General features: G+C 73.5%; 25 protein-coding genes. 15 read left to right on the top strand and 10 right to left on the bottom strand.

From position 1 onward, the window contains the following. Nucleotides 1–92 precede the first annotated feature (92 nt). Nucleotides 93–614, top strand: a complete 522-nt coding sequence (locus ACIBPC_RS23400; protein ID WP_398847242.1) for a hypothetical protein — start codon at nucleotides 93–95, stop codon at nucleotides 612–614. 380 nt (nucleotides 615–994) lie between these two features. On the opposite strand, the gene ACIBPC_RS23395 is transcribed toward ACIBPC_RS23400, so the two are convergent. After that, complete coding sequence (locus ACIBPC_RS23395; RefSeq protein WP_398847240.1) at nucleotides 995–1,849, bottom strand: GNAT family N-acetyltransferase; 855 nt, start codon at nucleotides 1,847–1,849, stop codon at nucleotides 995–997. Between the two features lie 240 nt (nucleotides 1,850–2,089). On the opposite strand from ACIBPC_RS23395, the gene ACIBPC_RS23390 reads away from it, so the two are divergent. After that, a complete protein-coding gene (locus ACIBPC_RS23390; RefSeq protein ID WP_362968078.1) occupies nucleotides 2,090–2,773 on the top strand; it encodes a FadR/GntR family transcriptional regulator in 684 nt (227 codons plus the stop codon). A gap of 56 nt (nucleotides 2,774–2,829) precedes the next feature. Here ACIBPC_RS23390 and ACIBPC_RS23385 read toward each other — a convergent pair whose 3' ends face one another. After that, complete coding sequence (locus tag ACIBPC_RS23385) at nucleotides 2,830–3,585, bottom strand: SDR family NAD(P)-dependent oxidoreductase (protein ID WP_398847237.1); 756 nt, start codon at nucleotides 3,583–3,585, stop codon at nucleotides 2,830–2,832. Next, nucleotides 3,582–4,496 carry a fumarylacetoacetate hydrolase family protein gene (locus ACIBPC_RS23380; protein WP_398847235.1) on the bottom strand — a complete coding sequence of 305 codons (915 nt, stop codon included), beginning with the start codon at nucleotides 4,494–4,496 and terminating at the stop codon, nucleotides 3,582–3,584. Before ACIBPC_RS23380 ends, ACIBPC_RS23385 begins: the two co-directional genes overlap by 4 nt. Nucleotides 4,497–4,741: 245 nt before the next feature. On the opposite strand from ACIBPC_RS23380, the gene ACIBPC_RS23375 reads away from it, so the two are divergent. From ACIBPC_RS23375 to ACIBPC_RS23345, 7 genes are all read left to right on the top strand, one after another. Continuing rightward, a complete protein-coding gene (locus ACIBPC_RS23375; protein WP_398847657.1) occupies nucleotides 4,742–6,004 on the top strand; it encodes an L-fuconate dehydratase in 1,263 nt (420 codons plus the stop codon). Next, the gene (locus ACIBPC_RS23370; RefSeq protein WP_398847234.1) at nucleotides 5,994–6,878 is read left to right on the top strand and encodes an amidohydrolase family protein; all 885 of its coding nucleotides are present in this window, start codon (nucleotides 5,994–5,996) and stop codon (nucleotides 6,876–6,878) included. The genes ACIBPC_RS23375 and ACIBPC_RS23370 overlap by 11 nt, the downstream gene beginning before the upstream one ends. Nucleotides 6,879–6,892: 14 nt before the next feature. Then, nucleotides 6,893–8,479, top strand: coding sequence for a sugar ABC transporter ATP-binding protein (locus tag ACIBPC_RS23365; RefSeq protein WP_398847232.1), 1,587 nt, complete (start codon nucleotides 6,893–6,895; stop codon nucleotides 8,477–8,479). Beyond that, a complete protein-coding gene (locus ACIBPC_RS23360; protein ID WP_362968073.1) occupies nucleotides 8,476–9,480 on the top strand; it encodes an ABC transporter permease in 1,005 nt (334 codons plus the stop codon). The genes ACIBPC_RS23365 and ACIBPC_RS23360 overlap by 4 nt, the downstream gene beginning before the upstream one ends. A 34-nt stretch (nucleotides 9,481–9,514) precedes the next feature. Beyond that, a complete protein-coding gene (locus ACIBPC_RS23355) occupies nucleotides 9,515–10,492 on the top strand; it encodes an ABC transporter substrate-binding protein (protein ID WP_362968072.1) in 978 nt (325 codons plus the stop codon). A 217-nt stretch (nucleotides 10,493–10,709) separates the two neighbouring features. Further along, nucleotides 10,710–11,024 carry an L-rhamnose mutarotase gene (locus tag ACIBPC_RS23350; RefSeq protein WP_398847230.1) on the top strand — a complete coding sequence of 105 codons (315 nt, stop codon included), beginning with the start codon at nucleotides 10,710–10,712 and terminating at the stop codon, nucleotides 11,022–11,024. Next, complete coding sequence (locus ACIBPC_RS23345; protein ID WP_398847228.1) at nucleotides 11,021–12,046, top strand: aldo/keto reductase; 1,026 nt, start codon at nucleotides 11,021–11,023, stop codon at nucleotides 12,044–12,046. Before ACIBPC_RS23350 ends, ACIBPC_RS23345 begins: the two co-directional genes overlap by 4 nt. A gap of 15 nt (nucleotides 12,047–12,061) precedes the next feature. Here the strand turns inward: ACIBPC_RS23345 and ACIBPC_RS23340 are convergent, their stop codons facing one another. Continuing rightward, a complete protein-coding gene (locus tag ACIBPC_RS23340; RefSeq protein ID WP_398847226.1) occupies nucleotides 12,062–13,450 on the bottom strand; it encodes an FAD-dependent oxidoreductase in 1,389 nt (462 codons plus the stop codon). A gap of 146 nt (nucleotides 13,451–13,596) precedes the next feature. On the opposite strand from ACIBPC_RS23340, the gene ACIBPC_RS23335 reads away from it, so the two are divergent. After that, the gene (locus ACIBPC_RS23335; RefSeq protein ID WP_362968799.1) at nucleotides 13,597–13,974 is read left to right on the top strand and encodes a metalloregulator ArsR/SmtB family transcription factor; all 378 of its coding nucleotides are present in this window, start codon (nucleotides 13,597–13,599) and stop codon (nucleotides 13,972–13,974) included. 7 nt (nucleotides 13,975–13,981) lie between these two features. Further along, a complete protein-coding gene (locus ACIBPC_RS23330) occupies nucleotides 13,982–14,398 on the top strand; it encodes an arsenate reductase ArsC (RefSeq protein ID WP_398847224.1) in 417 nt (138 codons plus the stop codon). Nucleotides 14,399–14,426: 28 nt separating this feature from the next. Here ACIBPC_RS23330 and ACIBPC_RS23325 read toward each other — a convergent pair whose 3' ends face one another. Beyond that, nucleotides 14,427–14,618, bottom strand: coding sequence for a DUF397 domain-containing protein (locus tag ACIBPC_RS23325; RefSeq protein WP_362968782.1), 192 nt, complete (start codon nucleotides 14,616–14,618; stop codon nucleotides 14,427–14,429). A gap of 8 nt (nucleotides 14,619–14,626) precedes the next feature. Next, nucleotides 14,627–15,496, bottom strand: coding sequence for a helix-turn-helix domain-containing protein (locus ACIBPC_RS23320; RefSeq protein ID WP_398847222.1), 870 nt, complete (start codon nucleotides 15,494–15,496; stop codon nucleotides 14,627–14,629). Nucleotides 15,497–15,745: 249 nt separating this feature from the next. Between ACIBPC_RS23320 and ACIBPC_RS23315 the strand changes: the two genes are divergently transcribed. The 4 genes from ACIBPC_RS23315 (at nucleotide 15,746) to ACIBPC_RS23300 (ending at nucleotide 17,122) form a co-directional block, all read left to right on the top strand. Further along, nucleotides 15,746–16,171: an ATP-binding protein gene (locus ACIBPC_RS23315; RefSeq protein WP_398847220.1), complete on the top strand. Its 426-nt coding sequence runs from the start codon at nucleotides 15,746–15,748 to the stop codon at nucleotides 16,169–16,171. Beyond that, nucleotides 16,168–16,296, top strand: coding sequence for a hypothetical protein (locus ACIBPC_RS23310; protein WP_398847218.1), 129 nt, complete (start codon nucleotides 16,168–16,170; stop codon nucleotides 16,294–16,296). The genes ACIBPC_RS23315 and ACIBPC_RS23310 overlap by 4 nt, the downstream gene beginning before the upstream one ends. 351 nt (nucleotides 16,297–16,647) lie before the next feature. Beyond that, the gene (locus ACIBPC_RS23305) at nucleotides 16,648–16,956 is read left to right on the top strand and encodes a hypothetical protein (protein ID WP_398847216.1); all 309 of its coding nucleotides are present in this window, start codon (nucleotides 16,648–16,650) and stop codon (nucleotides 16,954–16,956) included. Further along, nucleotides 16,949–17,122 (top strand): hypothetical protein, encoded by a 174-nt coding sequence (locus ACIBPC_RS23300; RefSeq protein WP_398847214.1) that lies wholly within the window; start codon nucleotides 16,949–16,951, stop codon nucleotides 17,120–17,122. The genes ACIBPC_RS23305 and ACIBPC_RS23300 overlap by 8 nt, the downstream gene beginning before the upstream one ends. A gap of 33 nt (nucleotides 17,123–17,155) precedes the next feature. Here ACIBPC_RS23300 and ACIBPC_RS23295 read toward each other — a convergent pair whose 3' ends face one another. The 4 genes from ACIBPC_RS23295 to ACIBPC_RS23280 form a co-directional block, all read right to left on the bottom strand. Further along, nucleotides 17,156–18,784: a cellulose binding domain-containing protein gene (locus ACIBPC_RS23295; RefSeq protein ID WP_398847212.1), complete on the bottom strand. Its 1,629-nt coding sequence runs from the start codon at nucleotides 18,782–18,784 to the stop codon at nucleotides 17,156–17,158. Nucleotides 18,785–19,165: 381 nt separating this feature from the next. Then, a complete protein-coding gene (locus tag ACIBPC_RS23290) occupies nucleotides 19,166–20,221 on the bottom strand; it encodes a winged helix DNA-binding domain-containing protein (protein WP_398847210.1) in 1,056 nt (351 codons plus the stop codon). Nucleotides 20,222–20,555: 334 nt separating this feature from the next. Beyond that, nucleotides 20,556–22,208: an ABC-F family ATP-binding cassette domain-containing protein gene (locus ACIBPC_RS23285; RefSeq protein ID WP_398847209.1), complete on the bottom strand. Its 1,653-nt coding sequence runs from the start codon at nucleotides 22,206–22,208 to the stop codon at nucleotides 20,556–20,558. 80 nt (nucleotides 22,209–22,288) lie between these two features. After that, complete coding sequence (locus ACIBPC_RS23280) at nucleotides 22,289–23,923, bottom strand: ABC-F family ATP-binding cassette domain-containing protein (RefSeq protein ID WP_398847207.1); 1,635 nt, start codon at nucleotides 23,921–23,923, stop codon at nucleotides 22,289–22,291. Nucleotides 23,924–24,276 lie beyond the last annotated feature (353 nt).

The following is a 24,276-nucleotide window of genomic DNA, read 5'->3' as shown; positions in this document are numbered from 1 at the left end:
GGCGGATGCGGCGCGTGATTGCATCGACACACTCCGCGCCTCCCTGGAGGAGTGTGCGCGGTGAGATCCCTCGTCACCTCCTGGAGGACGGAATGCGACGGAAGCGTGCGACTCTGCTGCGCCGTGCCGCGGTGCCCGTGCTGACCACGGTGCTGCTGGCCGGGGCGGCGTCGGCGGCATCGGCGGCGGCCGCTGACATGGGCGGGCAGGGCGGTGGCTGCAAGCACGGCTGCTCGAAGCCCGGCCCACCCGGCCCCGAGGGCCCGCCCGGCCCGGAAGGCCCCCCTGGCCCGGCAGGCCCCGAGGGCCCCGCCGGACCCGAAGGCCCTGCCGGACCTGCCGGCCCCGCCGGACCGACCCAGCCCACCGTCACCGTGGAGAGCGAGGTGATGGACGTGGTCCCCGGCTTCAGCCTGGAGCACACCACCCCCTGCCCCGACGGCACGAGCGTCACCGGCGGCGGCGTGGAGAAGGTCACCGGCAACTTCGGCGTGTACATCGAGGAGAGCCACGCGGACGGCAACGGCTGGCGGGCCAGCGTGAGCAACAGCAGCGGCCAGCCCGCCTCGGTCCGCTTCAGCGCGACCTGCATCCCCCTCACCCCCACGACCTGACCCACCACCCCCGCACACGCCCCGCCGCGAGAGCCGCCACCGTCGTGGCGGCTCTTGCCCTGACGGCGGCCGACATCGTGCGAGGGGCGCGTGTCACATGGTGTGCTGTCACGTTTCGACGGGTCCGCGATGTCCTGAGGGCATGACTGCACACACCAACCCCAGCAAGGTCGTGGTCATCGGCGGCGGCTAGGCCGGGGCGATCGCGGCCAACCGCCTGCGCTCGGTACCGTCGTCGGCCTGCAGACCACGATGTGGATCATCGCCGTGTCGCTGGCACTGAGCACGCTGATCCTGGTGTTCAGCCCGATCGCCCGCCTCCGCGACCTGCCCGAGCGGGACGGGCGAGAACACTGACCGGCGAAAGCCCCGCACATGGCCTAGCCCAGTTCGATCGTCGTCGCCGCGAAGATGCCCGCCGTGTCCGTTTCGGGTGTCGGGCCCGTGTACATGCGGGCGCACTCGAAGACCGGTGTGAAGCCGAGGCGTTCCACCAGCCGTACGGCGGGTGGGTTCACGTCCGGGACGTCCAGTACCAGTGGTCCGGGGCGTGCGGTGGTGGCGAGGGCGGTCAGCAGGGCGTGGGCGGTGGCCTCGGAGTCGGCGTGCAGCGGGCCGATCCGTGTGCCCCTGCTCGCCGGGCGCGCCACCGCGAAGCCCCGCAGCGCCCCGTCGGCCACGGCGGCCAGCGACGTGTGCGTGGGCAGGGCCACCCACTGGGCGAGGAACGTGTCGCGCTCGCCAGGGAAGTAGCGGCGGTCGTGGTCGGCGAGCACCGCGAACGGCAGCGAACGGCCGTCCACCAGCGTCACGCCGTCCGGGGCGTCGGCGGCGGCACCGGTGGGGAGGGTGCCCTCGTACCTGATGTGGTTCCACGCGTGGCGGAAGCCGGACCTGCGGTAGTTGTCCTGCTGCGCGACGACCCCGTCGAGCCCCACGTTCCGGTCGCCGAAGCGCTCCATCGCCGCCCGCCACATGCGCATCCCGTACCCCTGCCCGCGCACCTCCGGGCGCGCGATGTAGAGGCCGAGGAAGCCGAAGCCGGGGCCGTGCCGCACGGCCGAGACGGACGCGACCGGTTCGCCGTCGAGCCTGCCGAGGAGGAAGCCGCGCGGGTCGGCCGCCTGGAAGGCGGGGAGGTCCGACTCGCCGGGGTTCCAGCCCTCGTCGTCCGCCCACCGCCGGAGCGTCGGCAGGTCCGCCGCGCCCGCCGTGGTGATCTCGAAACGCCCCACTGTCTCCTCCGATGCCGGTCGCCCGGACGGACCAACGAGATGGCGCGCCAGGGGACACGGCCCGCCCGCCCGCAGCCCCAAGTCCCGTCGCCGCGACGGGGATGCGCGGTACGGCGGCCCACGTCAGGCGGGGTGCCGGTCACCGGTCGCGGAAAGATCCGATGTATCGTGCCTGCATCGGCGGGACGTGTGTGCGGACCCTCCGGTACGGCCGTGTGCCGGGGGAGAGGGAGGACCGCGATGTCGGTGACGGACGACGCCATCGAGGCGATCAAGCAGATGATCGTGAGCGGCGAACTGAGCCCGGGGGACCGGCTGCCCAGGGAACCCGACCTCGCCGAACGCCTCGGCCTCTCGCGCAACTCCCTGCGCGAGGCCGTACGGGCGCTGTCGCTGATCCACGTGCTCGACGTCCGGCGCGGCGACGGGACGTACGTGACCAGCCTGGAGCCGTCGCTGCTGATGGACGCGATGAGCTTCGTCGTCGACTTCCACCGCGACGACACCGTGCTGCAGATCCTGGAGGCCCGCCGCGTCATCGAACCGGCCACCACCGAGATGGCCGCGCTCAAGATGTCGGCCGCCGACCTCGAAGGGCTCGGCGAACTGCTCGACTCGCTGGGCGACTCGCCCACGGTCGACGAACTCGTCGAGAACGACCTGGAGTTCCACCGGCGGATCGCCGCCGGTTCGGGCAACGCGGTGCTGGCCTCCCTGGTGGAGTCGCTCTCGGGCCGCACCCAGCGGGCCCGCACCTGGCGCGGGTTGACGCAGGAGGGGGTGGTGGAGCGCACGCTCGGCGAGCACCGCGCCATCCTCCAGGCCCTCACCAGGCGGCAGCCCGGCATCGCGGCGGCGCTGGCGACCGTGCACATCGCGGGCGTCGAGCAGTGGCTGCGCGAGGTGCTGATCGACCGGGACTGACCGACGGAAGCCGAAGGCCTCCCCGCCCGGCGGCGGGGAGGCCTTCAGCCCCGGGGTCAGCTGCCGGCCGGGCGCAGCCGCAGGTCCTGCATGCCGCCGTCCACGGAGATGCCGACGCCGGTCGTGGACGTCGCGAGCGGGCTCGCGAGGTACGTGACGGCGTGCGCGATCTCCTGCGGGGAGACGAGCCTGCCGTGCGGCTGCCTGGCCTGGAGCGCCGCGCGTTCGGCCGCCGGGTCGTCGGCGCGGTCGAGCAGCCGCCCGATCCAGGGGGTGTCGGCCGTGCCGGGGTGGACGCAGGAGACGCGGACGCCCTCGCGCAGGTGGTCGGCCGCCATGGCGCGCGTCAGGGCGGCCACCGCGCCCTTCGTCGCGCTGTAGAGGGCGCGCTGGGGGAGCCCGGCCGTCGCGGCGATCGACCCGATGTTGACGATGGCCGCGGCGCGGGAGCGGCGCAGGTGGGGCAGGGCGGCGCGGCTCGCGCGGACCATGCCGAGCAGGTTGACGTCGAGGACGCGCAGCCACTCGGCGTCGTCGTTGTCCTCGACGCCGCCCTGGGCGCCGATGCCCGCGTTGTTGACCAGGATGTCGAGGCCGCCGAAGTGCTCGGCCACGGTGGCGATCCCGGCCCGTACGGAGGCGTCGTCGGTGACGTCGGCGCGGACGCCGAGGAGTCCCTCCTCGCTCTCCACGGGCGTCAGGTCCAGCGCGGCGACGCGGGCGCCGCGTTCCCGCAGGGCCGCCACCACGGCGGCGCCTATGCCCGAGGCGCCGCCGGTCACCGCGGCCACCAGGCCGTCGAACTCGCTCATGCCGTCACCTTCTTCTCCGTCTGAGCCGCCTGTGCCGTCTCCGCCGCCCGTGCCGCCCGCTTGTGCGACGCCACGAACTCCTGGCGCTGCGCGCCGAGTCCGGGGATCTCGACCTCCACGACATCACCCGGCGCCAGGTACGGGAAGCGGCCGGACAGCGCGACGCCCTCCGGCGTGCCGGTCAGGATCACGTCGCCCGGCTCCAGCGCGAGGTACTGGCTGAGGTGCCAGACGAGGTACTCGACGCCGAAGACCATGTCGGCCGTCGTGGAGTCCTGGCGGGGCTCGCCGTTGACGCGGCTGCGCAGCCGCAGCGCGCCGTGGTCCACCTCGTCGGGCGTCACCAGCCAGGGGCCGAGCGGCGTGAAGCCGGGGGCGCACTTGCCCTTGCTCCACTGGCCGCCCGACTCCTCCAGCTGGTAGCGGCGTTCGGACACGTCGTTGGCCAGGACGAAGCCCGCGATGTGCGCGAGGCTGTCCGAGGGCGAGTCGAGGTAGAGGGCGCGGGTGCCGATGACGACGCCGAGTTCGACTTCCCAGTCGGTGTGCTCGCTGCCCGGCGGGATCGTGACAGGGTCGTCGGGGCCGCCCAGAGTGTTGGGGGTCTTCAGGAAGAGCGGCGGCAGTTCGGGCGGTGCGGCTCCCGACTCGGCGGCGTGCGCCGCGTAGTTCATGCCGATGCACAGGATCGCGCCCGGCCGGGCGACCGGCGGGCCGGCGCGCAGCGCGTCCGCGTCCGGCAGTTCGGGGAGGCCGCCCGCGTCGAGCGCGGCGCGGACGGCGGCGATGCCGCCCGAGGCGAGGAAGCCGCCGTCGATGTCGGCCGTGAGTCCGGTCAGGTCGTAGGTGGTTGCGGCCTCGACGACCACCGGCCGCTCCTGGCCGGGCGGTCCCAGACGGGCGAGCTTCACCGTGCACTCCTCGCGTCAGCGGCAGCGTCGTCGCTGCGACGCCGCCGGATTGCCGCTGCGTTGCGGCCGGGTTTCCGCCAGGCCGCCGTTACAGCACATTGGTCGGGTGTATCAGGGCGTGATTTCCCGCATGTTAGGACAGAAAAGCGGCAGGACGCGAGTCTTGACGTGCTAGACATCCGATGTCTATGGTCGCGGTGATGTAGATCATACAAGGGAGTGTGTCCGTGCCCCGCTTTATCGCCATGCACGCCCACGACGTGCGGTTCCCCACCTCGCGGACGCTGGACGGCTCCGACGCGATGAACCCGGACCCCGACTACTCGGCCGCCTACGTCCGGTTGCTCACCGACGCGGACGACGGCCACGAGGGACACGGGTTCGTCTTCACCATCGGCCGGGGGAACGACGTCCAGGTCGCCGCCCTGCGGCTGCTGGAGAGCCGCCTCGTGGGCCGCGACGTCGCGGCGACGCTCGCCGATCTGGGCGGCGTCTGGCGCGAGTTGGTGCACGACTCCCAGCTGCGCTGGCTCGGCCCCGAGAAGGGGGTCATGCACATGGCCATCGGCGGGGTCGTCAACGCGCTGTGGGACCTGCGCGCCAAGCGCGCGGGCAAGCCGCTGTGGCAGCTCCTCGCGTCCCTCACCCCCGAGGAGATCGTCGCCCTCGTCGACTTCCGCTACCTCACCGACGCCCTCACGCCGGACGAGGCCCTCGGCATCCTCCGCGCCGCCGAGCCGGGACGCGCCGCACGCGAAGCCGCCCTGCTCGACCAGGGCTACCCCGCCTACACGACGACGCCCGGCTGGCTCGGCTACGACGACGAGAAGCTCGCCCGCCTGTGCCGCGAGGCCGTCGCCGAGGGCTTCACCCAGATCAAGCTGAAGGTCGGCGGCGACCTCGCCGACGACATACGCCGCCTGCGCATCGCCCGCGAGGCCATCGGCCCCGACATCCGCCTCGCCATCGACGCCAACCAGCGCTGGGACGTCCCCGAGGCGATCCGCTGGATCGAGGCGCTGCGCCCGTTCGACATCGCCTGGGTCGAGGAGCCGACGAGCCCCGACGACATCCTCGGCCACGCCGCCATCGCCCGCGCCATCGCGCCCGTCCCCGTGGCCACCGGCGAACACGGCGCCAACCGCGTCCTGTTCAAGCAGCTCCTCCAGGCCGAGGCCATGTCGGTGCTGCAACTCGACGCCACCCGCGTCGCGGGCGTCAACGAGAACGTCGCGATCCTCCTGCTCGCCGCCAAGTTCGGCGTCCGCGTCTGCCCGCACGCGGGCGGCGTGGGCCTGTGCGAGGCCGTGCAGCACCTGGCCATGTTCGACTCGGTCGCCGTCTCCGGCACGACCGAGAGCCGCATGATCGAGTACGTCGACCACCTGCACGAGCACTTCGTCACCCCGGTGGATGTCCGCGACGGACGCTACTTCCCGCCCAAGGCCCCCGGCGCCGGCACCGAGATGCTGCGGCAGTCCATCCAGGAGCACTCCCGTGGCGAGTGACACCTCCAAGCCGGAGCGGTCGGACCAGCACGAGCCCGTGCTCGACACCCACCTGCACCTCTGGGACCGCACGGTCAGCACGTACGCATGGCTGCCCCCCGAAGGGCCGCTGCACGCCGACTTCACCGCGGAACAGGCGCACGCCCAGCTCACCGCCGCCCGCGTGGACCACGCCGTCCTCGTCCAGGCCGAGGACTCCGAGGCCGACACCGCGTCCATGCTGGCCCAGGCGGACCGCCACCCGTGGATCGCCGGAGTCGTCGGCTGGATACGGCTCGACGACCCCGCCACCGCCGAACGGCAGCTCGACCGCTGGCAGTCGCACCCCGCGCTGTGCGGCATCCGCCACCTGGTCCACGACGACCCGAGAGACGACTTCCTCGAACTCCCGGCCGTCCGCCGCTCGCTGGCCCTGCTCGCCCGCCGCGGCCTGCCCTTCGACGTCCCCGACGCCTGGCCGCGCCACCTCACCGGCGTCACCGCCCTGGCCGACGCGCTGCCGGAGCTGACCATCGTCGTGGACCACCTCGGCAAACCGCCCGCCGACCCCGCCGCGTTCCGCGCCTGGCAGGACGCCCTGCGCGCGGCGGCCGAGCGGCCCAACGTCGTCGCCAAGCTCTCCGGGCTCCAGACCCCCGGCGTCCCCTTCACCACCGAAGCGGTACGCCCCGCCGCCGAGACCGCGCTCGCCTGCTTCGGCCCGCAGCGGCTGATGTACGGCGGCGACTGGCCGATGACACTCCCCGCGGGCGGCTACGCCCGCGCCTGGGAGATCACCTCGGCCCTGATCGGCGAGCTGTCCGCGGCAGAGCGGACACACGTCCTGTCCGGCACCGGCACCCGGGTCTACGGTCTGCGGGAGTTCGTCCGGTGAACGAGAGGCCTGCGATGACGAAAGCACTCCTGGAGGTCGAGGGCGTCGGGAAGTCCTTCCCCGGCGTCCGCGCCCTCCACGGCATGCGTCTTGACCTGCGCCCCGGTGAAGTCCTCGCCCTGGTCGGCGAGAACGGCGCGGGCAAGTCCACCCTGATGAAACTCCTGTCCGGCATCCACACCCCGGACGAGGGCACCTTCCGGCTGGACGGCGAGCCCTACCGGCCCACCGGACCCGGACACGCCACCGAACTGGGCATCAGCATCATCCACCAGGAGTTCAACCTGGTGCCCGACCTGACCGTCGCACAGAACATCTTCATCGGCCGCGAGCCCCGCCGCGCCGGACTGCTGCTCGACGACCGGAAGCTCAACGCCGACACCGCCGCCCTGCTGGAGCGCCTCGGCCTCCCCCTCGACCCCCGCGCGGTCGTCGGCCGGCTCACCGTCGCCAACCAGCAGATGGTCGAGATAGCCAAGGCCCTCTCGTACGAGCCGCGCGTCCTCATCATGGACGAGCCCACGGCCGCCCTGAACGACGCCGAGGTCGAGACCCTGCACGGCCTGATCCGCCGCTTCGTCCGCCCCGACACCGGCGTCATCTACATCTCGCACCGCATGGCGGAGATCAAGCGCATCGCGCACCGCGTCACCGTCATCCGCGACGGCGAGTACATCGACACCCTCGACGTCGCCACCGCCGGGACGCCGGACATCATCGGCCGGATGGTCGGCCGCGCCCTGCGGACCGACGCGGCCCCCGAGAACGTGCGCGCCGACCGCGAGGTCCTGCTCGGCGTGCGCGGCCTCACCACCAAGGCGCTCCTCACCGACGTGTCCTTCGAGCTGCGCCGCGGCGAGATCCTCGGCTTCGCCGGGCTGATGGGCGCCGGGCGCACCGAGGTCGCCCGCGCCCTGGTCGGCGCCGACCCCGTCCAGGCGGGCACGGTCACCCTGCGCGGCCGCGAGGTCCGCATCGCGAACCCGGCCGACGCCGCCAGGCTCGGCATCGGCTATCTCAGCGAGGACCGCAAGCGCTTCGGCCTCCTGCTGGAGCAGGACGTCAAGGCCAACATCGCCCTCAGCGCCCTGCGCGGCCGGTTCACCAAGGGCGGCTTCGTCCGGGACGGCGCGCTGCGGGAGGCGGCCGAGCAGCTGATCGGCCGCCTGCGCATCAAGACCCCCTCCGCCGACCAGACCGCCAAGCACCTGTCGGGCGGCAACCAGCAGAAGGTCGTCATCGCCAAGTGGCTGGTGAAGGACTGCGACGTGCTGATCTTCGACGAGCCCACGCGCGGCATCGACGTGGGCGCGAAGGAGGAGATCTACCAGCTGCTCAACGAGCTGGTGGCGCAGGGGAAGTCGATCATCATGATCTCGTCCGAGCTGCCGGAGGTCCTCCGCCTCTCCCACCGCGTCGTGGTGATGAGCGAGGGACGGGTCACGCGCGTGCTCGAAGCAGGCGAGGCGACCCAGGAGAGCATCATGCACTACGCGACGCTGCGGCCCGACGAGGTCCCGGCCGACGCCGCCGAACTTGGCCTCATCGCCGGTGAGCCGCAGGCCGCCGGTCACCCGGAGAAGAAGGCAGGGCAGCCATGACCACGGTGAAAGCGCCGCCGGCGTTCACGCGGCCGGAGGAGAGCGGGCGGCGCGCCGCGCTCAGGAGCCGCCTCCAGCAGGTGCTGGCCTTCGCCAGCCTGATCGTCATCTACACCTTCTTCGCGATCGCCAGCCCGTACTTCTTCACGTACGACAACTTCATCTCGATCCTCTTCTCGACCGTCGTCATCGGGACCCTGGCGATCGGCACGACCTTCGTCGTCATCACCTCGGGGATCGACCTGTCCATCGGCACCGGCATGGCGCTGTGCGCCGTCATGGCGGGCGTCTTCATGGTGAACGCGGGCCTGCCGCTCGCCGTCGGCGTGCCGCTGACGATCCTGTTCGGCGGGCTCATGGGGCTGGTCAACGGCTTCAACATCGCGGTGCTGCGCATCCCGCCGTTCATCGCCACGCTGGCGATGATGCTGGTGGCGGAGGGCCTCGCCCTCGTCGTGTCCGACAGCACGCCGATCTACTTCACCGAGGTCTCCGGCTACACCGACCTGTCGACGGGCCGCCTGATCCCCGGTGTGGACATCCCCAACGCCGTGCTCATCCTCGTGGTGATCGCGGTCATCGCGGGCGTCCTGCTCACCAAGAGCGTGCTCGGCCGCTACACCTACTCCATCGGCAGCAACGAAGAGGCGACCGGCCTGTCCGGTATCGACGTCCGCCGGTGGAAGATCGTGATCTACGTCTTCGCCGGTCTCTTCACGGGCCTCGCCGGCGTACTGATCTCCGCCCGGCTCGGCTCCGCCCAGCCCGCCACCGGCATGGGGTACGAACTCCAGGCCATCGCGGCCGTCGTCATCGGCGGCACGTCGCTGTCCGGCGGCAAGGGCTCGATCATCGGCACCCTGATCGGGGCGCTGATCATCTCCGTGCTCAACAACGGCCTCCAGATCATGTCCATCCCGCAGGAGTGGCAGAACGTCATCCTCGGCTGCGTGATCCTCGTCGCCGTCTACACGGACCAGGTCCGGAAGGAATTGCAATGAGAACGTCCCCGACCAGAACGAGGGAGATCTGGCGATGAAGCTGAGAAGGACCATGGCCGTCGTCATGGGCACGGCCATGGCTGTCCTGATGACCGCCTGCGGCCAGGAGGGCGAGGGCGGCGGAGGCGGCGGCGCCGGTGGCGACGGGCCGCTGATCTCCATCGTCTCCAAGGGCTTCCAGCACCAGTTCTGGCAGGCCGTGAAGCAGGGCGCCGAGGAGGAGGCGGAGGCGCGCGGCGCGCGGGTGACGTTCGTCGGCCCCGCCACCGAGGCGGACGTGGAGGGGCAGATGGACCTCCTGACCAACGAACTGGCCAGGTCCCCCGACGCCATCGGCTTCGCCGCGCTCGACTCGCAGGCCGCCGCCCCGCTGCTGGAGCAGGCGCAGTCCCAGGACATACCGGTCGTGGCGTTCGACTCGGGCGTGGAGAGCGACGTGCCGGTGACGACGGTCGCCACCGACAACAAGGCCGCGGCCGCCGAGGCCGCCGCCCACATGGCGGAGGCGGTCGGCGGCGAGGGCACCGTCGCCCTCGTCGTGCACGACCAGACGAGCCTGTCGGGCAAGGAGCGCCGCGACGGCTTCCTGGAGTGGATGGCGGCCAACGCGCCCGGCATCACCGTGCTGGAGCCGCAGTACGGCGGCGGCGACCAGCTGGAGTCCGCCGAGATCGCCAAGTCCATCATCCGCAGCAACCCCGACCTGTCGGGCATCTACGCCTCGAACGAGGGGTCCGCGATCGGCGTCATCAACGGCGTCCGGGAGAGCGGCCGTGACGACCTCGTGGTCGTCGGCTTCGACTCGGGGCAGGCCCAGATCGACGCCATCACGGCGGGCGAGATGACCGGCGCCGTCACCCAGGACCCGGTGGACATGGGCCGGCAGCTGGTGGACGCGGCGCTGAGCGCGATCGACGGCGAGGAGCTGCCGGAGAGCATCGACACGGCGTTCCACTGGTACGACCAGAGCAACATCGAGGACCCGGAGATCCAGGCGGCGATCTACGAGTAGGCCCCGCTGCCGCGGCTTCCGAGGAGGCGCCCGGGGAACCGTTCCCGGGCGCCTCCCGCATGCCCATACCTCCGATGAGCGCGCCGAGTTGACGCCCGCGAACGGGAACGATCCGCCCGGCGCCGACGCTTGACGCGCTATACATCCGATGTTTGGATCGGAGCGTCCGATCCCGCCGGGCCGTACGTCCGGCGATCCCGCAGAGATGAGATCCGGCATGACCCAGCGCGTCGCCGTCCACACCCGCCTGAAGGCAGGGAAGGAGGCGGAGTACGACCGCGTGCACGCCGCCATCCCGCCCGAGCTGGCGGAACGGCTCCGCGCGGCGGGCGTCCTGGACTGGCGCATCTGGCGCAGCGGCCGTGAACTCTTCCACGAGATCGAGGTGACGGACTACCGCGCCATGCGCACCGCCCTCGCCGACGACCCCGTGAACCTCGCCTGGCAGGCCCGGATGGCGGAACTCCTCGACGTCGAGGACGACTACTCGGGCGACGACACCGTCCTGCCCCTCGTCTGGAGCCTCGCGTGACCGCCCCCGCGCCCGCCCCGGCCGCCGCGCTCCTCGCCACCGGCCCCTGGTGGTTCGGCGGCGCGGGCATCGGCAACCTCGGCCGCGCCGTCCCCGAGGAGCGGGCGCTCGCCACGGTGGACGCCGCCTGGGACGCGGGCGTGCGCGGCTTCGACACTGCCCCGCACTACGGCCTGGGCCTGGGCGAACGGCGCCTCGGCGCCGCGCTCGCCGGGCGCCCGCGCGCCGCGTTCCGCGTGTCCACCAAGGTCGGCCGCACGCTCGTCCCCCACCGCCCCGGCGCCGACGGGCCGGCCGACGACCTCGCCAACGGCTTCGCCGTCCCGGCACACCACCGCAGGGTCTGGGACGTGACGCGGGACGGCGTCGAACGCTCGCTCGCCGCCAGTCTGGAACGCCTCGCGCTCACCCACGTGGACATCGCCTACCTGCACGACCCGGACGAGTACGACCCCGCCGCCGCGGCCCCCGGCGGACCCGGCAGCCCGGCCGCCGCCCTGGAGGCCGGACTCGAAGCCCTCGCCGCGCTGCGGGACGCCGGGGCCGTCCGCGCCGTCGGCGTCGGGTCGAAGTCCGTCGCCGCGCTCACCGCCGCCGTGCGGACGGGACTCGCCGACGTCCTGATGGTCGCCGGACGCCACACCCTGCTCGAACAGCCCGCCGCGCCGCTGCTGCGGGAGTGCGCGCGCCAGGGCGTCGCCGTCGTGGCGGCCGGGGTCTTCAACTCCGGGGCGCTGAGCCGCCCGACGCCCGACCCGTCGCTGCCGTACGAGTACGGGCGGATGCCGGACGCCGTGTACCGGCGCGCCGTGGCGATCGGCGCGGTGTGCGCGCGGCACGGCGTGGACCTGCCGACCGCCGCCCTCGCGTTCCCCCTCCTCGCCCCGGCGGTCACCACGGTCGCCGTGGGCGCCCAGTCACCCGAGCAGGTCCACGAGAACGCCACCCGCGCCACCACCCCCGTACCGCCCGCCCTCTGGGACGACCTCCTCGCGGCTGACCTGATCGACACGCTGACCTGACGCCACCGGCAGCCCCTACGGCGCCTGAGTCGCGCACACGGCCTCGCCCGTACTCGTCCGCAGCTCGACGTCCACGGCGCCCGCCGGGGCGGGGGAGCAGCAGCCGGTGGCGGAGTCCGGGCTGTCCGGGGCGTCGAAGAGCCCGGTGCCGCCGCACACCCCGGTCTCCGGCAGGGTGAGTTCGACGCGGTGCGCGGCGAGCAGGTCGCCCGCCAGGGCGGCGGCGACGGAACGGGCCTGCTCGTGCCCCGTCAGGGCGAGGAACGTGGGCGCGCGGCCGTACGATTTGGCGCCGACCAGGTAGAAGTCCCGCTCCGGATGGGCGAGTTCCCTGGCGCCGTGCGGGGGAACCGTGCCGCAGGAGTGGCGGTTGGGATCGACGAGCGGGGCGAGCGCGGCGGGCGCGGAGAGCCGTTCGTCCAGCCCGAGGCGCACCTCGGAGAGGAAGTCGAGATCGGGCCGCGACCCGGTGAGGACGAGCACGTGATCCACCGGCCCGGTGCGGCGCCCGTCCGCCGCGACGAGGACGAGCCGGCCGTCCGCGTCCCGTTCGACGGCGGCCGTGCGGAAGCCCGTCACGGCCTCGGCGTGCCCCGCCTCCACGCTGCGCCGCGCGGCCAGCCCGAGCGCGCCGCGCGCGGGCAACTGGTCGGCGCTGCCGCCGCCGAACGTCGCGGCGGAGACGCCGCGCCGCAGGACCCAGGTGGCGCGGGTCCCGGCGCCGTCCGCCGCCACGGCGAGCCGTGCGAGCTGCGCGAGCGCGGTGAACGCGGAGGCCCCCGAGCCGACGACGGCGACCCGCTTCCCCGCGAACCGCGCCCGGGTCGCCGGGTCGTCCAGGTTGGGGAGGCGGTAGGTGAGGCGCCCCGCCGCAGCCGCCGCGCGTTCGCCCAGGGCGGGCAGCCCGTCGGCGCCCACCGGGTTGGGAAGGGCCCAGGTCCCCGAGGCGTCCACGACCGCCCGCGCCGCGACGCGCTCCTCACCGCCGTCGCTCCTGGCGACATGGACGGTGAACGGCCGGTCCTCGCGGCCGGAGTCCACCACGCGGTCGCGGTCGGCGCGCGCCACACCGGTGACGGCCGCCCTGTACCGCACGCGGTCGCCCAGCGCGTCGGCGAGCGGCTGGAGGTACGCGTCCGCCCACTCCGCCCCCGTGGGGTACGCCGCCGGGTCGGGGCCGCGCCAGCCGGTGCCGGCCAGGAGCCGCGCCGCCGCCGGGTCGAGCAGTTCGCGCCAGGGGGAGAAGAGCCGCACGTGCCCCCACTCCCGGACCGCGTGCGCGGCGCGCGGCCCCGCCTCCAGGACGAGCGGGGTGAGGCCGCGGCCGGCCAGGTGGGCGGCGGTGGCCAGGCCGACGGGCCCGGCGCCGATGACGGCGACGGGCAGGGACGCGTGCTCGGGCATGGGACGTGCTCCTTCGCTGTTCCGCTTCGCTGATTCGACGGATGTCGATGCGACGGCGGTCAGCGTGGCAGCCTGATGTGACGATTGTCAATATAGAGGCCTGTCGAAACAATGGGCGTTCCCGCCCCCTCCCGGCCTGTTTCGACATGTGTCAACATAGGGGCGTGTCACAGGTGAAGGACTCCCAGGTGCCCGGGCGCGAGGCGGGGCCGTGCTGCCCGTCCCCGGCCGGACGGGTCTACACGGCCGAGGAGGCCGAGGGTGCCGCCCGCATGTTCAAGGCACTCGGCGACCCGGTGCGCCTGCGGCTGTTCACCGCCGTCGCCGCGCACGGTGGCGAGGAGGTGTGCGTGTGCGACATCCCCGACGTGGGCGTCTCCCAGCCGACCGTGTCGCACCACCTGAAGAAGCTCAGGGAGGCCGGACTCCTCACCTCGGAGCGGCGCGGCACCTGGGTCTTCTACCGCGTCGAACCGGCCGTCCTCGCCGCCATGGCCCGGATGCTCACCGCGGCCGCGGGGTGAGCGGCAGGTGAACCCGCCGATCGCCTCCGTACTGTTCGTCTGCGTCCACAACGCGGGACGCTCCCAGATGGCGGCGGGCTTCCTCGCCCAGCTCGCCGGGGACCGGGTCGAGATCCGCAGCGCCGGATCGGTCCCCGCCGAACGCGTCAACCCGGCCGCCGTCGAGGCGATGCGGGAGGCCGGAATCGACATCTCCGCCGCGCGTCCCACACTCCTCGCCGCCGAGGCCGTCCAGGCGTCCGACTACGTCATCACGATGGGGTGCGGCGACGCCTGCCCCGTCTTCCCCGGCAAGCACTACCGCGACTGGGAACTGCCCGACCCCGCGGGCCTCGGCGTCGCGGGCGTCAGGCCGATCCGCGACGCCATCAGGGAACGCGTCACCGCCCTCGTGGCGGAGATCGACACACACGCCGCCCACTGAACCGGCCGCTCTCGCGTGGGTGGTGTCCTCAGTGCTTGAGGTGATCCACGAACGTCGTCCAGGCCGTCCCGGGGACCAGGAGGGTGGGGCCGGGGTTCTTGCTGTCCCGCACCGGAACAATGTCAGGGATGCCGTCTACGACCTCGACGCACTGCCCTCCGTTGTCGGCGGTGTAGGAGGAACGGCGCCAGCGGGCCTCGGAGAGATCGTGCCGGATCATGAGGTGCCTCACCCTTGTTTTTCCTGGTCTCGCGCGAGCCGCGCGATGAGTGACATGGATTGCTGTGACGATAGGGCCGACGCTCTCACCTGGTCAAAGGCGCGCCGGTATCGCTCGACACTCGCATCCTCCTCCAAGTACAGGGTGCCGTCCAGGTAATCGGCCGTCACCACGTCAAGGTGGAGCGGGTCCGGATACGAGTAGATGCTGAAACCTCCGTCAAGCCCGGCGTACCACCCCTGACCGAACGGTACGACCTGGATGGAAAGTTCGGGCGGTGAGTTGATCTCTCGCAGCCGATGCAACTGACCTGCGAGTATGGCCGGGCTTCCGATCTGCCGGTGGAGGACGGCCTCGTCGATCACGCAGACCAGTTGTGGAGGCGAGTCGCGAGTGAGGATCTCCTGGCGTGTCATACGCATGGAGATCCACTTTGCGATCTCCTCCTCGGATGCCGAGCGCTCGGCGCTCCGGATCACCGCCTCGGCGTATTCGGCGGTCTGAAGCAGCCCCGGGACCAGCGATGGCTGGAACGCGAGTATGCGAACGGCGTCGTCCTCCAGGTCAAGTCGTTCCTGGAAAGTCGGGTCGAGATCCTGGCTCTGCTGGTGCCACCAGCCCTTCCGGCGCGTCTGGCGCAGCATCGTGCCCATCGCCGCGAGGGTGCGCTCGTCGGTGACCCCGTAGAGCCTGAGCAACGCCTCCATCTCCAGCCGTCGAATGAACATCCGACCGTTCTCGATGCGGCTGATCTTCGGCTTGTCGCCGTCGATCTCGCGCGCCGCGGCGTCCATCTTGACGCCGGCGTCTTCGCGGAGCCGCCGTAGTTTCGCGCCGAGCCGCCGCAGGCGCACGGTCGGTCGAGGTTGTGTGGCCAAGCGAGTTCTCCACATCCGTTTCTGGGGCGCAAGCCGCACGGACCGCAGCGGCACCCGCCCGTGACAACCGTGGCACATGCCGCTCTCCGCCACCGTCAATTCAACAACGTTGTTGCAAGACAGAGTTGCACCTTCGGCTCGTTGGGTCCAAGCTGACCGAGACGACGCAAAGCGACTGCACCATAACTCGCCGTTGCGTCCACTGCCTGCCTTGCAAGTGGGTGGGCAGCGTCCAGCACAGGAGGTGTAATGACGGTTCCGGTGCAGTTCCCCGAGGCGCGGCAGTGCGTCTATGCGTGGGACTTCTTGGCCGATGCGAGGGGGATTGAGACGTGGCGGCGGACGGTTGCGTTGGTGTTGCGGGTGTGGGGGGCGTCCGATGTGACGGTGGAGGTGGCCCGGTTGGGGCTGAGTGAGCTGCTGGCCAACGTGCTGCGGCACGTGGGGGATTCGCACTGCCGTTTGTCGGTGGTGCCGGATGGTGAGCGGGTGATCGTGCGGGTGGCGGACCGGTCCCCGGGTGTGCCGGTCGTCGCCGAACCGGACCTGGACGCCGAGGGCGGGCGCGGCCTGTGGATGCTGCGGGCGTTGTGCCTGGACTTCGGGTGCGACCTCGAAGTGGGCGGCAAGGCCGTGTGGTTCGTGCTGGGCCTCGGTGCGGAGGAGGCCAGGTGACGGATGTCCTTCGGTGGACCGGGACCGTGCTGGGAGCCGTCGCGCTCGTCGGTGCGGGAGTGTTGCTCGGGATGGCCGTCCTGTTCCTCTGGCTGCTGCGGGTGTTGGGGGAGGACGGCGCGTGAGCGATGGCAACGAGTGGGTCGTTGGGGCGTGTTGGTTGTGGTGTGGGCATCGGGTGGGGTTGGTGATGCGGTTGGGGGTGGTGTCCACGGTTGATCCGCCTGCTGAGGCGCCGTTGTACGGGTGTGGGCGGTGTGTGGAGCGGTTGCGTGGGGTGGTCGCGGACTATCGGGAGTTGGCTGAGCGGGGTCCGGGTGGGGATGGGCTGTATGTGGCGCCGGGGGAGGTGCCGCGTCGTCGTCAGTGGTGGTGCAGGGCGCCGCGTTCGCTGTTGGGGCGGCGGTGGCGCGGGGTGGTGGAGCAGGGTGAGGAGCCCGTCATACCGGCGGGCGGACAACGGACTTGGAGGCGGTGTGGTGCGTGGGCTGGTGGTGGCCGGGGTGTTGGGGGCGGCGGCGGGTGCGGTGGCCGGGCTCGGCCCGGCCGGTGCCGCGCGGCGGGTGCTCGTCGGGGCGGACCGGCGCTGGTGGGTGTTCTACCGGCGCGCGTTGATCGCCCTGGGTGAGCCGCCCGAGGACTTCGACCTGGCCGCGCCCGACCCGGCCGACATCGCCACCGGCCTGGGCGTTCTCGCCGCGCTCGACCAGGCCGCCGCCCGGCGCGCCGCCCTCCCCGGCGAGGCGGAGCTTGCCTTCCGCATCTTCACCGATCCCGATGACTGATACGGAGTCCCCCGTGGACCGGACCTGGCCGGGGCGGCCGACCCTCCTCGCCCTGCTCATAGCCCTGGCGTTAGCGGTCCTGCTGCGCGTCCTGTGGCCCCTGCCCGACACCACCCAACCCGCCCCCGAGCGACCCGCCGCCAGCGAGCAGCGCGCCGCCCCGTGACCGGTCGGCCGGCCACGGGGCGGGGTGCCGGGATCAGCCGCCCGTGCAGGCGAGGCCGCCCGGCGGGGTGGCGCCGCCCGCGACGACGAAGCCGAACGTGGTGGTGCCGCCCGGCGCGAGCGTCCCGTTCCACGCGGTGTTCCGCACGGTGACGGACCCGCTGGTGCCGCTGGGCTGGCCGTTCCACAGGTTGTCGAGGGACTGGCCCCCCGGCAGGGTCAGCGTCACGGCCCAGCCGCTCAGCGCGGCGCCGCCGGTGTTGCGGACCGTCACCTCGCCCTGGTAGCCGCCCGACCAGCTGCCGACCGCGCGGTAGGAGGCGGCGCAGACGCCACCGGGGTCGCCGCCGCCCGTGTCACCCCCGGAGTCGCCGCCGCTGCCGCCCGTACCGCCCCCGTCGTCCGTCAGGACCGGCGTCTGCCAGTTCCGCCACGCCGCAAGGTCACCCCGCTTGGACGCCGCGATCCGGAACACACCGGGCGCCTGCCCCGACCCCCGCAGGAACGTCGCGATGCTCTGCTGAAGCGGCGTCCGCCACTCCGGCCGCACGGCGCAGTGCGTGCCGCTCTGCACGTCCGACACGTACGAGATGTTGGCCCGCGCGCCGAGCGCCTGGTAGACCTCGGCCCCGCCGAGCGCCGCGACGCTGCCCGACCGCGCGGCCAGCCAGTCCACGTGCGGGTTCTCCATGATCAGCAGACCGCGCGGCGCGACCATGGCCACGATCTCGTGCGTGTCCACCGGCAGCGACGCCGGGTTGCCCGTGTACGAGCCGAACGCGTCGCCGAGCCACGGCTGTTCACCGTACGCGCTGCTCAGCGGCTGCGACCCGCTCTCCCCGGCGACGGAACGGAACGCGGGCGCCCCGCCCGTGCCCGACTCGATCGGCATCGTCAGCGCCACACGCTGGTCGAACGCCCCCGCGACGAAGGCGCCCTTCCCGAACCGCGAACACCCCGTCACCCCCGTCGCGTCCGCCCGCAGCACGCTGCCGCCCGACTGCTCGATCACGTCGATGATCCGGCTCACCCCCCACGACCAGGCCATCAGCAGCCCCGTGCTGCTCGACGCGCCGTAGAGGCTGTAGAACGCGCCCTGCTTGCTGCTGCGCGGCGTGCCCTCGCGGCCCACCGCGTACGGGTCGAAGCTCACGACGGCGGCGCCGGACGCCTTGATGGTCGCCGTGTCCGCGCCGAGGCCGCCGAGGACCACGACGGCGGGGAACGGCCCCGTTCCGCTCGGCAGGTCCACGCTCGCGGAGAACGAGGCGCTCCTGCCCTGCTCGGTCACGTTCACCGTGATGCCGGTGGCCGAGACGGTGCCGGTGACGCTGTCGGGCCGCTCGGGCTTCTGGCCGTACACCGTGCGCTCCGCCAGCTCCCTGATCTCGGCGCGGCGGCAGCGCCAGTCGGACCGGTCGGAGATGCGGGTGCCGTCGATGCGGGTGAACGGGTCGGGCAGGAGGGACTGGCTGGGCGAGGGGCCGGGGGAGGGGACGGCGCAGTCGGCGCCGTCGTCCTCGACGGCCGCCGCGGCCAGGACGGTACGGGCCTGGCCGCCCGGGGCGTCCGCCTGCGCGCCGAGCGTGGTGGTGGTCAGCCCGGCGACGGCGGCGAAGGCCACCACCGCCCAGAGCCGGGGCCGGTATCGGGTCAGACGCATGGGACACCTCCGGGGAACGGGCGAGCGGGTGCGGGTGGGAAAGGTGTGGGCAGCTCCCGGCGCGGGCGGCCGACAGGGACGCGGTGACCTGAGGGGACGCGGGTGCGTACCAGGTCAGGAGGGCGTGAGGCACGCCAGCCGGGCGTGGGAGCGCTCCCAGGCTAGGAGGGGTCCCGTGCCGTGACAACACGCCGGACAGCGCGGTCCGAGGTTGGCCGTTCTCGTACTCCTCCGGGCCGCCCGGCGGATCGGGCGGGGGCGGCGGAGCAGCGGTAACCGCCCGGCCCGCCGTCTCCGGGCCCCGATCCGGTGAAAGTTTCCGGCCACTTTCCGGAACAAGTCGCCTGTCCTACCGGAAAGTTGAGCGGCGCGCCGTCCCGCTCAGGCGGCCTCGCGCAGGAAGCGCGTCACCGCGTCCGCCTCCGCGCCGACGCCCTCCCGCACCGCCGCGGGCAGCTCCTCGAACGCGTCCACCCCGACGCCCGTCCGCGCGGACCGGCTCCACGTCCCCACCGCCAGGCCGTCCACGACAACGGCCGCCCGGATGACCCCGCCCCCCGGCCACACCCGCCGCTCGTGCGCGGCCGGGACGGCGAGGCCGCGATCGCCGTAACCGGTCAGGTAGTTGTCGTACGCGGGCAGCAGCCGCACGTCGGCACCCTCCGGCGCCTCCCCGCCCTGCCCCGTCCCGCCACCGGCGGCCACCGACTTCCACGCCCGCCGCGCCCAGGTGACGGGCAGCCCCGACCACGCCGCGAAGTCCGCCGCCTCCGCCGGCCCGTACGCGCGCACGTAGCGGCGGGCCAGCTCGGCGACCGCGCCGTCCGTGTCCCGCTCGGGCCCGTCGGTCTCCCGGGGGAGCCAGTCGTCCAGCAGGACGAAGGCGGGCTCGCCGTCCCGCCACGGCCCGTGGCAGAGCAGGCCGCCCAGCGCGGCGTGGCGGACGAGGTGGAACGGCGCCTGCCCGTCCGTGGCGATCCCCAGCGTGCCGAGGCGCTCGGTCAGCCGCGCCAGATCGAGCGGGCCGTGGGCGGCGAGGGTGTCGCGGAGGAGGCGGTCGGAGCGTGCGCGCAGCCGCTCGTCCAGGCCCAGTTCGCGGTAGCGGTGCGCGGTGCCCGCGAGCAGCCGCGGGCCGAGGAGGCGCAGCAGCCACCGGACGTCCCCGGCCGGGACGGTGTGCAGCGTCCCCCGCATGAACCAGCCCCGTACGACGCTGCGTTCGTCCTCGTACGCCGCACGTACCGCTCGCGCGGTGATGTCGCGGCCCCGTGCGCGGATGCCCAGCATGGCGGCGGTCGCGTCCTGCGACTGCACGGCGAAGACCCGCCGCACGACCGCCCCTGCCGTGGCCTCCCTGACGCCCCCGCCGATCGCCTGCGCCCGCGCGCGCAGCAGGCGCACCTCCGCGTCCGTCGCCGCCGACCGCTGCGCCGTCACTGGCCGCTCCTCCTGGCACTGGTGGTCCCGCCCGCCGCACCGACGCCCGACGCAACGGCCCTCGTACGATAGCCACCCCCACCCCGGCCGAACGGCGCCGACCTGGCCGGGCCCTGGAGTGGCCGGACGCCCGTTTCGCAGACGCGCCCCAGGCCGGTGCCGACCCCCCGCAGTCGCCGCCCCCCACCGCCCCGTTCCGGCGCGGGCACCGGCCACCAGGCGGTCGGGCACGGTCCGCCGGAGGTGGCTACCTGAGGTCGCGCCCTGGGCGGGCGGTTCCCTCCGTGCCTCGCCCGGCGCGCCCGGTGGCCCCGCGTCCCGGCTGCGATGCCCTTCAGTCCGCCTCGCGCCCGTCCGCCAACCGGAGTTCGCGCCCCCGCCAGCGGCGCCGCAGCCAGCGGTCGTGGCTGGCCAGGACCACCGCACCGGGGCCGGTGCCGAGGGCCTCCTCCAACTCGTCGCACAGCAGCGGCGACAGGTGGTTCGTCGGCTCGTCCAGCAGCAGCAGTTCCGGCGGGCGCGCCACCAGCAGGGCCAGCGCCAGGCGGCGGCGCTGGCCGACCGACAGGTGCCCGACCGGCCTGTCGATGTCCGCCTCCCGCAGCAGCCCGAGCGACGGTAGCGGCACCGCCTCCGCCCGCTCGGCGCCGAGCGCGCCCGCGTACGTGTCGCGCGCCGTGCGGTCCGGCCGGTCGAACGCGGTGTCCTGCGCCAGCAGCCCCACCGTCAGCCCCGGCCGCCGCCGTACGCCGCCCCCGGCCGCGAGGTGTCCGGCGAGCACGGCGAGCAGCGTGGACTTGCCCGCGCCGTTCCCGCCGGTGACGAGCAGGCGTTCCACGGGGGAGACGTCCAGGTGCCCGAGGGCGAGCCGCCCCGGAACGCTCGCCTCCCGCAGCGCGACGAGCGGCCCGTCCGGCGCCGCGCCGTCCGGTGGGGTGTGCGGAAGCCGGCGGAAGCGCAGCGGCGGCGGGGGCTCGGCGACCCGCTCGCGTTCCAGCTCGTCGAGCCGCCGCGTCGCGTTGCGCACCTGGCGGGAGATCTGGTTCTGCACGCGTCCGGCGCGGTGCCCGTAGCCCATCTTCTCGCTGTCGCGCCGGGCACGCCCCGGCGCGACGCGGTGCGCGGTCACGCCCGCCGCTTGGCGCAGCGCCGTCACCTCCTCCTGCTCCTCGGCGTACCGCCGCTCCCAGCGCGCGCGGGCGGCGCGCTTCTCGGCCTGGTACGCGCGATAACCGCCGCCGTACCGGACAGGTCCGTCCACGGACGGGTCGAGATCGATCAGATCCGTGCACACGGCGTCGAGGAACGCCCGGTCGTGGCTGGCCAGGACGACCGCCCCCGGCAGGTCACGCACCTGCCGTTCGAGGAACGCGGCGGCGTCGTCGTCCAGGTGGTTGGTCGGCTCGTCGAGCAGCAGCGCCGAGGGGCGGCGCACGAGCAGCGCGGCCAGCGCGAGGCGGCCGCGCTGCCCGCCGGAGAGCGAGCCGAGCTGCCGGTCGCGGCCGACCGCGCCGAGCCCCAGCCCGTCGAGGACGAGCGCGGCGCGCCGGTCGGCGTCCCACGCGTCGCGTTCCTCGGCCCGTTCGAGCCGGGCGCCGTACGCGGCCAGCAGCCCGGCGTGGCCGGGGGAGTCGGACGGGGTGCGGGCGAGCAGATCGGCGAGGCGCGTGATCTCCGCGAGGTCGGCGCGGGCCTCGCGCAGCGCGTCGTCCAGGACGTCCGCGACGGTGGCCGCCGTGTCGAACGGCATCTCCTGGTGCAGGAACCCGAGGTCGTCCGGCCTGACGACGGTGCCGCCGTCGGGCTCGTCGGCCCCCGCGAGCAGGCGCAGCAGAGTCGACTTGCCGACACCGTTCTCGCCGATGAGGCCGACGCGCCGACCCGGCGGCGCGGTCAGGGAGACGCCGTCGAGCACCCGTCGGCCGCCGAGTACGCGGACGACGTCGCGCGCGAGCAGCGCGGTAGGGGGCGGGAGGGGATGGGACATGGTGGGGATCCGCCAGACGTGAGCGATGTGAGGGCCCGCAGGGCGTCGTGCCGCGAACGGGCCAGGACGGCGCGCCCGCGTCACACCGCGGGCGCCCCCGTCTCCGCCAGCTCCCCGCCGGACAGCCGCAGCCACCTGCCGACGCCGATCCGGGCGAGGAACCGCTCGTCATGGCTGACCACGACGAACGCCCCCCGGTAGGAGCCCAGCGCGCCTTCCAGCTGGCCGGTGCTCACCAGGTCGAGGTTGTTCGTCGGCTCGTCGAGCAGCAGCAGCTGCGGCGCCGGCTCGGCGCACAGGACGCACGCCAGCGTGGCCCGCAGCCGCTCGCCGCCGGACAGCACCCCCACGGGCAGGTGGGCACCGGCGCCCCGGAAGAGGAAGCGGGCCAGCAGGTTCATGCGCTCCGCCTCCGGCCTGTCGGGGGCGGCCGCCGCGAAGTTCTCGGCCACCGTGCGGTCGGGGTCGAGCAGGTCGAGCCGCTGCGAGAGGTACGCGACACGGCCGTCCGCCCGCCTGACCAGGCCGCCGTCCGGCGCCAGATCGCCGCCGACCAGACGCAGCAGCGTCGTCTTGCCCACGCCGTTCGGGCCGGTCAGCGCGATGCGCTCGGGCCCCCGGATCGTCAGGTCGGCGCCGTCCCCGGCGAACAGCTCCCGCCCGCCGCGCCGCAGCCGCAGCCCCTCGCCGAGGAACAGCGTGCGCCCCGCGGGGACGTCGGTGGCGGACAGGTCCAGGGTGAGGCGCTGCTCGTCGTGCACGGCGCGGCCCGCCTCGTCCAGCCTGGCCCTGGCCCCCTCGACCCGGGCGGCGTGCGTCTGGCCCGCCCGGCCCGCGGACTCCTGGGCGCCGCGCTTCATGTTCCCGGCGAAAATGCGGGGCAGGCCCGCGTTCTTGAGGTTGCGGGCGGCGTTGCTCGCGCGCCGCTCCGCGCGCTCCCTTGCCTGCTGCATCTCCCGCTTCTCGCGCTTCAGCTCCTGCTCGGCGTTGCGCACGTTCTTCTCGGCGACCTCCTGCTCGGCACGGACCGCCTCCTCGTAGGCCGTGAAATTGCCGCCGTACTGGCGCAGTTCGCCACGGCTGAGATCGGCGATGCGGTCCATCCGGTCGAGCAGCGCGCGGTCGTGGCTGACCAGCAGCAGGCTGCCGTGCCAGCCCTCCAGCACGTCGTACAGCCGGTGCCTGGCGTCGGCGTCGAGGTTGTTGGTCGGCTCGTCGAGCAGCAGGACGTCCGGCCGCTTGAGCAGCTGCGCCGCGAGGCCGAGGGAGACGATCTGGCCGCCGCTGAGCGTGTGCAGCCCCCGGTCGAGGGCGAGCCCGCCGAGGCCGAGCCGGTCGAGCTGGGCGCGGGTGCGCTCCTCGATGTCCCAGTCGTCGCCGATGGCGGTGAAGTGCTCCTCGGCCACGTCGCCCGACTCGACGGCGTTCAGGGCGTCGATCACCGCGTCGATCCCGAGGACCTCGGCCACGGTCAGGCCGTCGGTGAGCGGGAGGGTCTGCGGCAGGTGGCCGAGCGTGCCGTTCACGGTCACGGACCCGGCGGTGGGGCGCAGCTCGCCGGCGACGAGCCGCAGCAGCGTGCTCTTGCCCGACCCGTTCGGCGCGACGAGGCCGGTGCGCCCGGGGCCGACGGCGAAGGACAGGTCCTCGAACACCGGCGTGTCGTCGGGCCAGGAGAAGGACAGGTGGGAACAGATGACGGAGACGTCGGACATGGAGTGACCTTCGGAGAGGACACGGGCACAGGGGTCCGCTGCTCATGGCAGGGGCTTGCCCGTGGCATGGAGGGGAAAAGGGGACGACCGAGCGGCCACGGCGGCGGTGCTCCTGGGCACCTGCCGGTGGCTGTCAGATCCGGGTCTCACCCGGAGATGTCGTCGTCACCCGCCATGACTGGTCTCTCCTCCGAACGGCAGTCGCACCGGAAAGCCTAACAGCCACCGGGCGGCGACGCCGCGCGACGGCCTGCTCGCGCACGGTGCCGCGCGCCCCGCCCGCCGGGGCGCGCGCGAATGGCCGGAATCGCCATCCCGTTTCCGTGCGGGCCGCTGCTAGCTTCACCGGCGGG

This window comes from Streptomyces sp. NPDC049879 (assembly GCF_044461265.1).
GTDB lineage: Bacteria > Actinomycetota > Actinomycetes > Streptomycetales > Streptomycetaceae > Streptomyces.
This window is presented reverse-complemented; position numbering and strand designations above follow the sequence as displayed.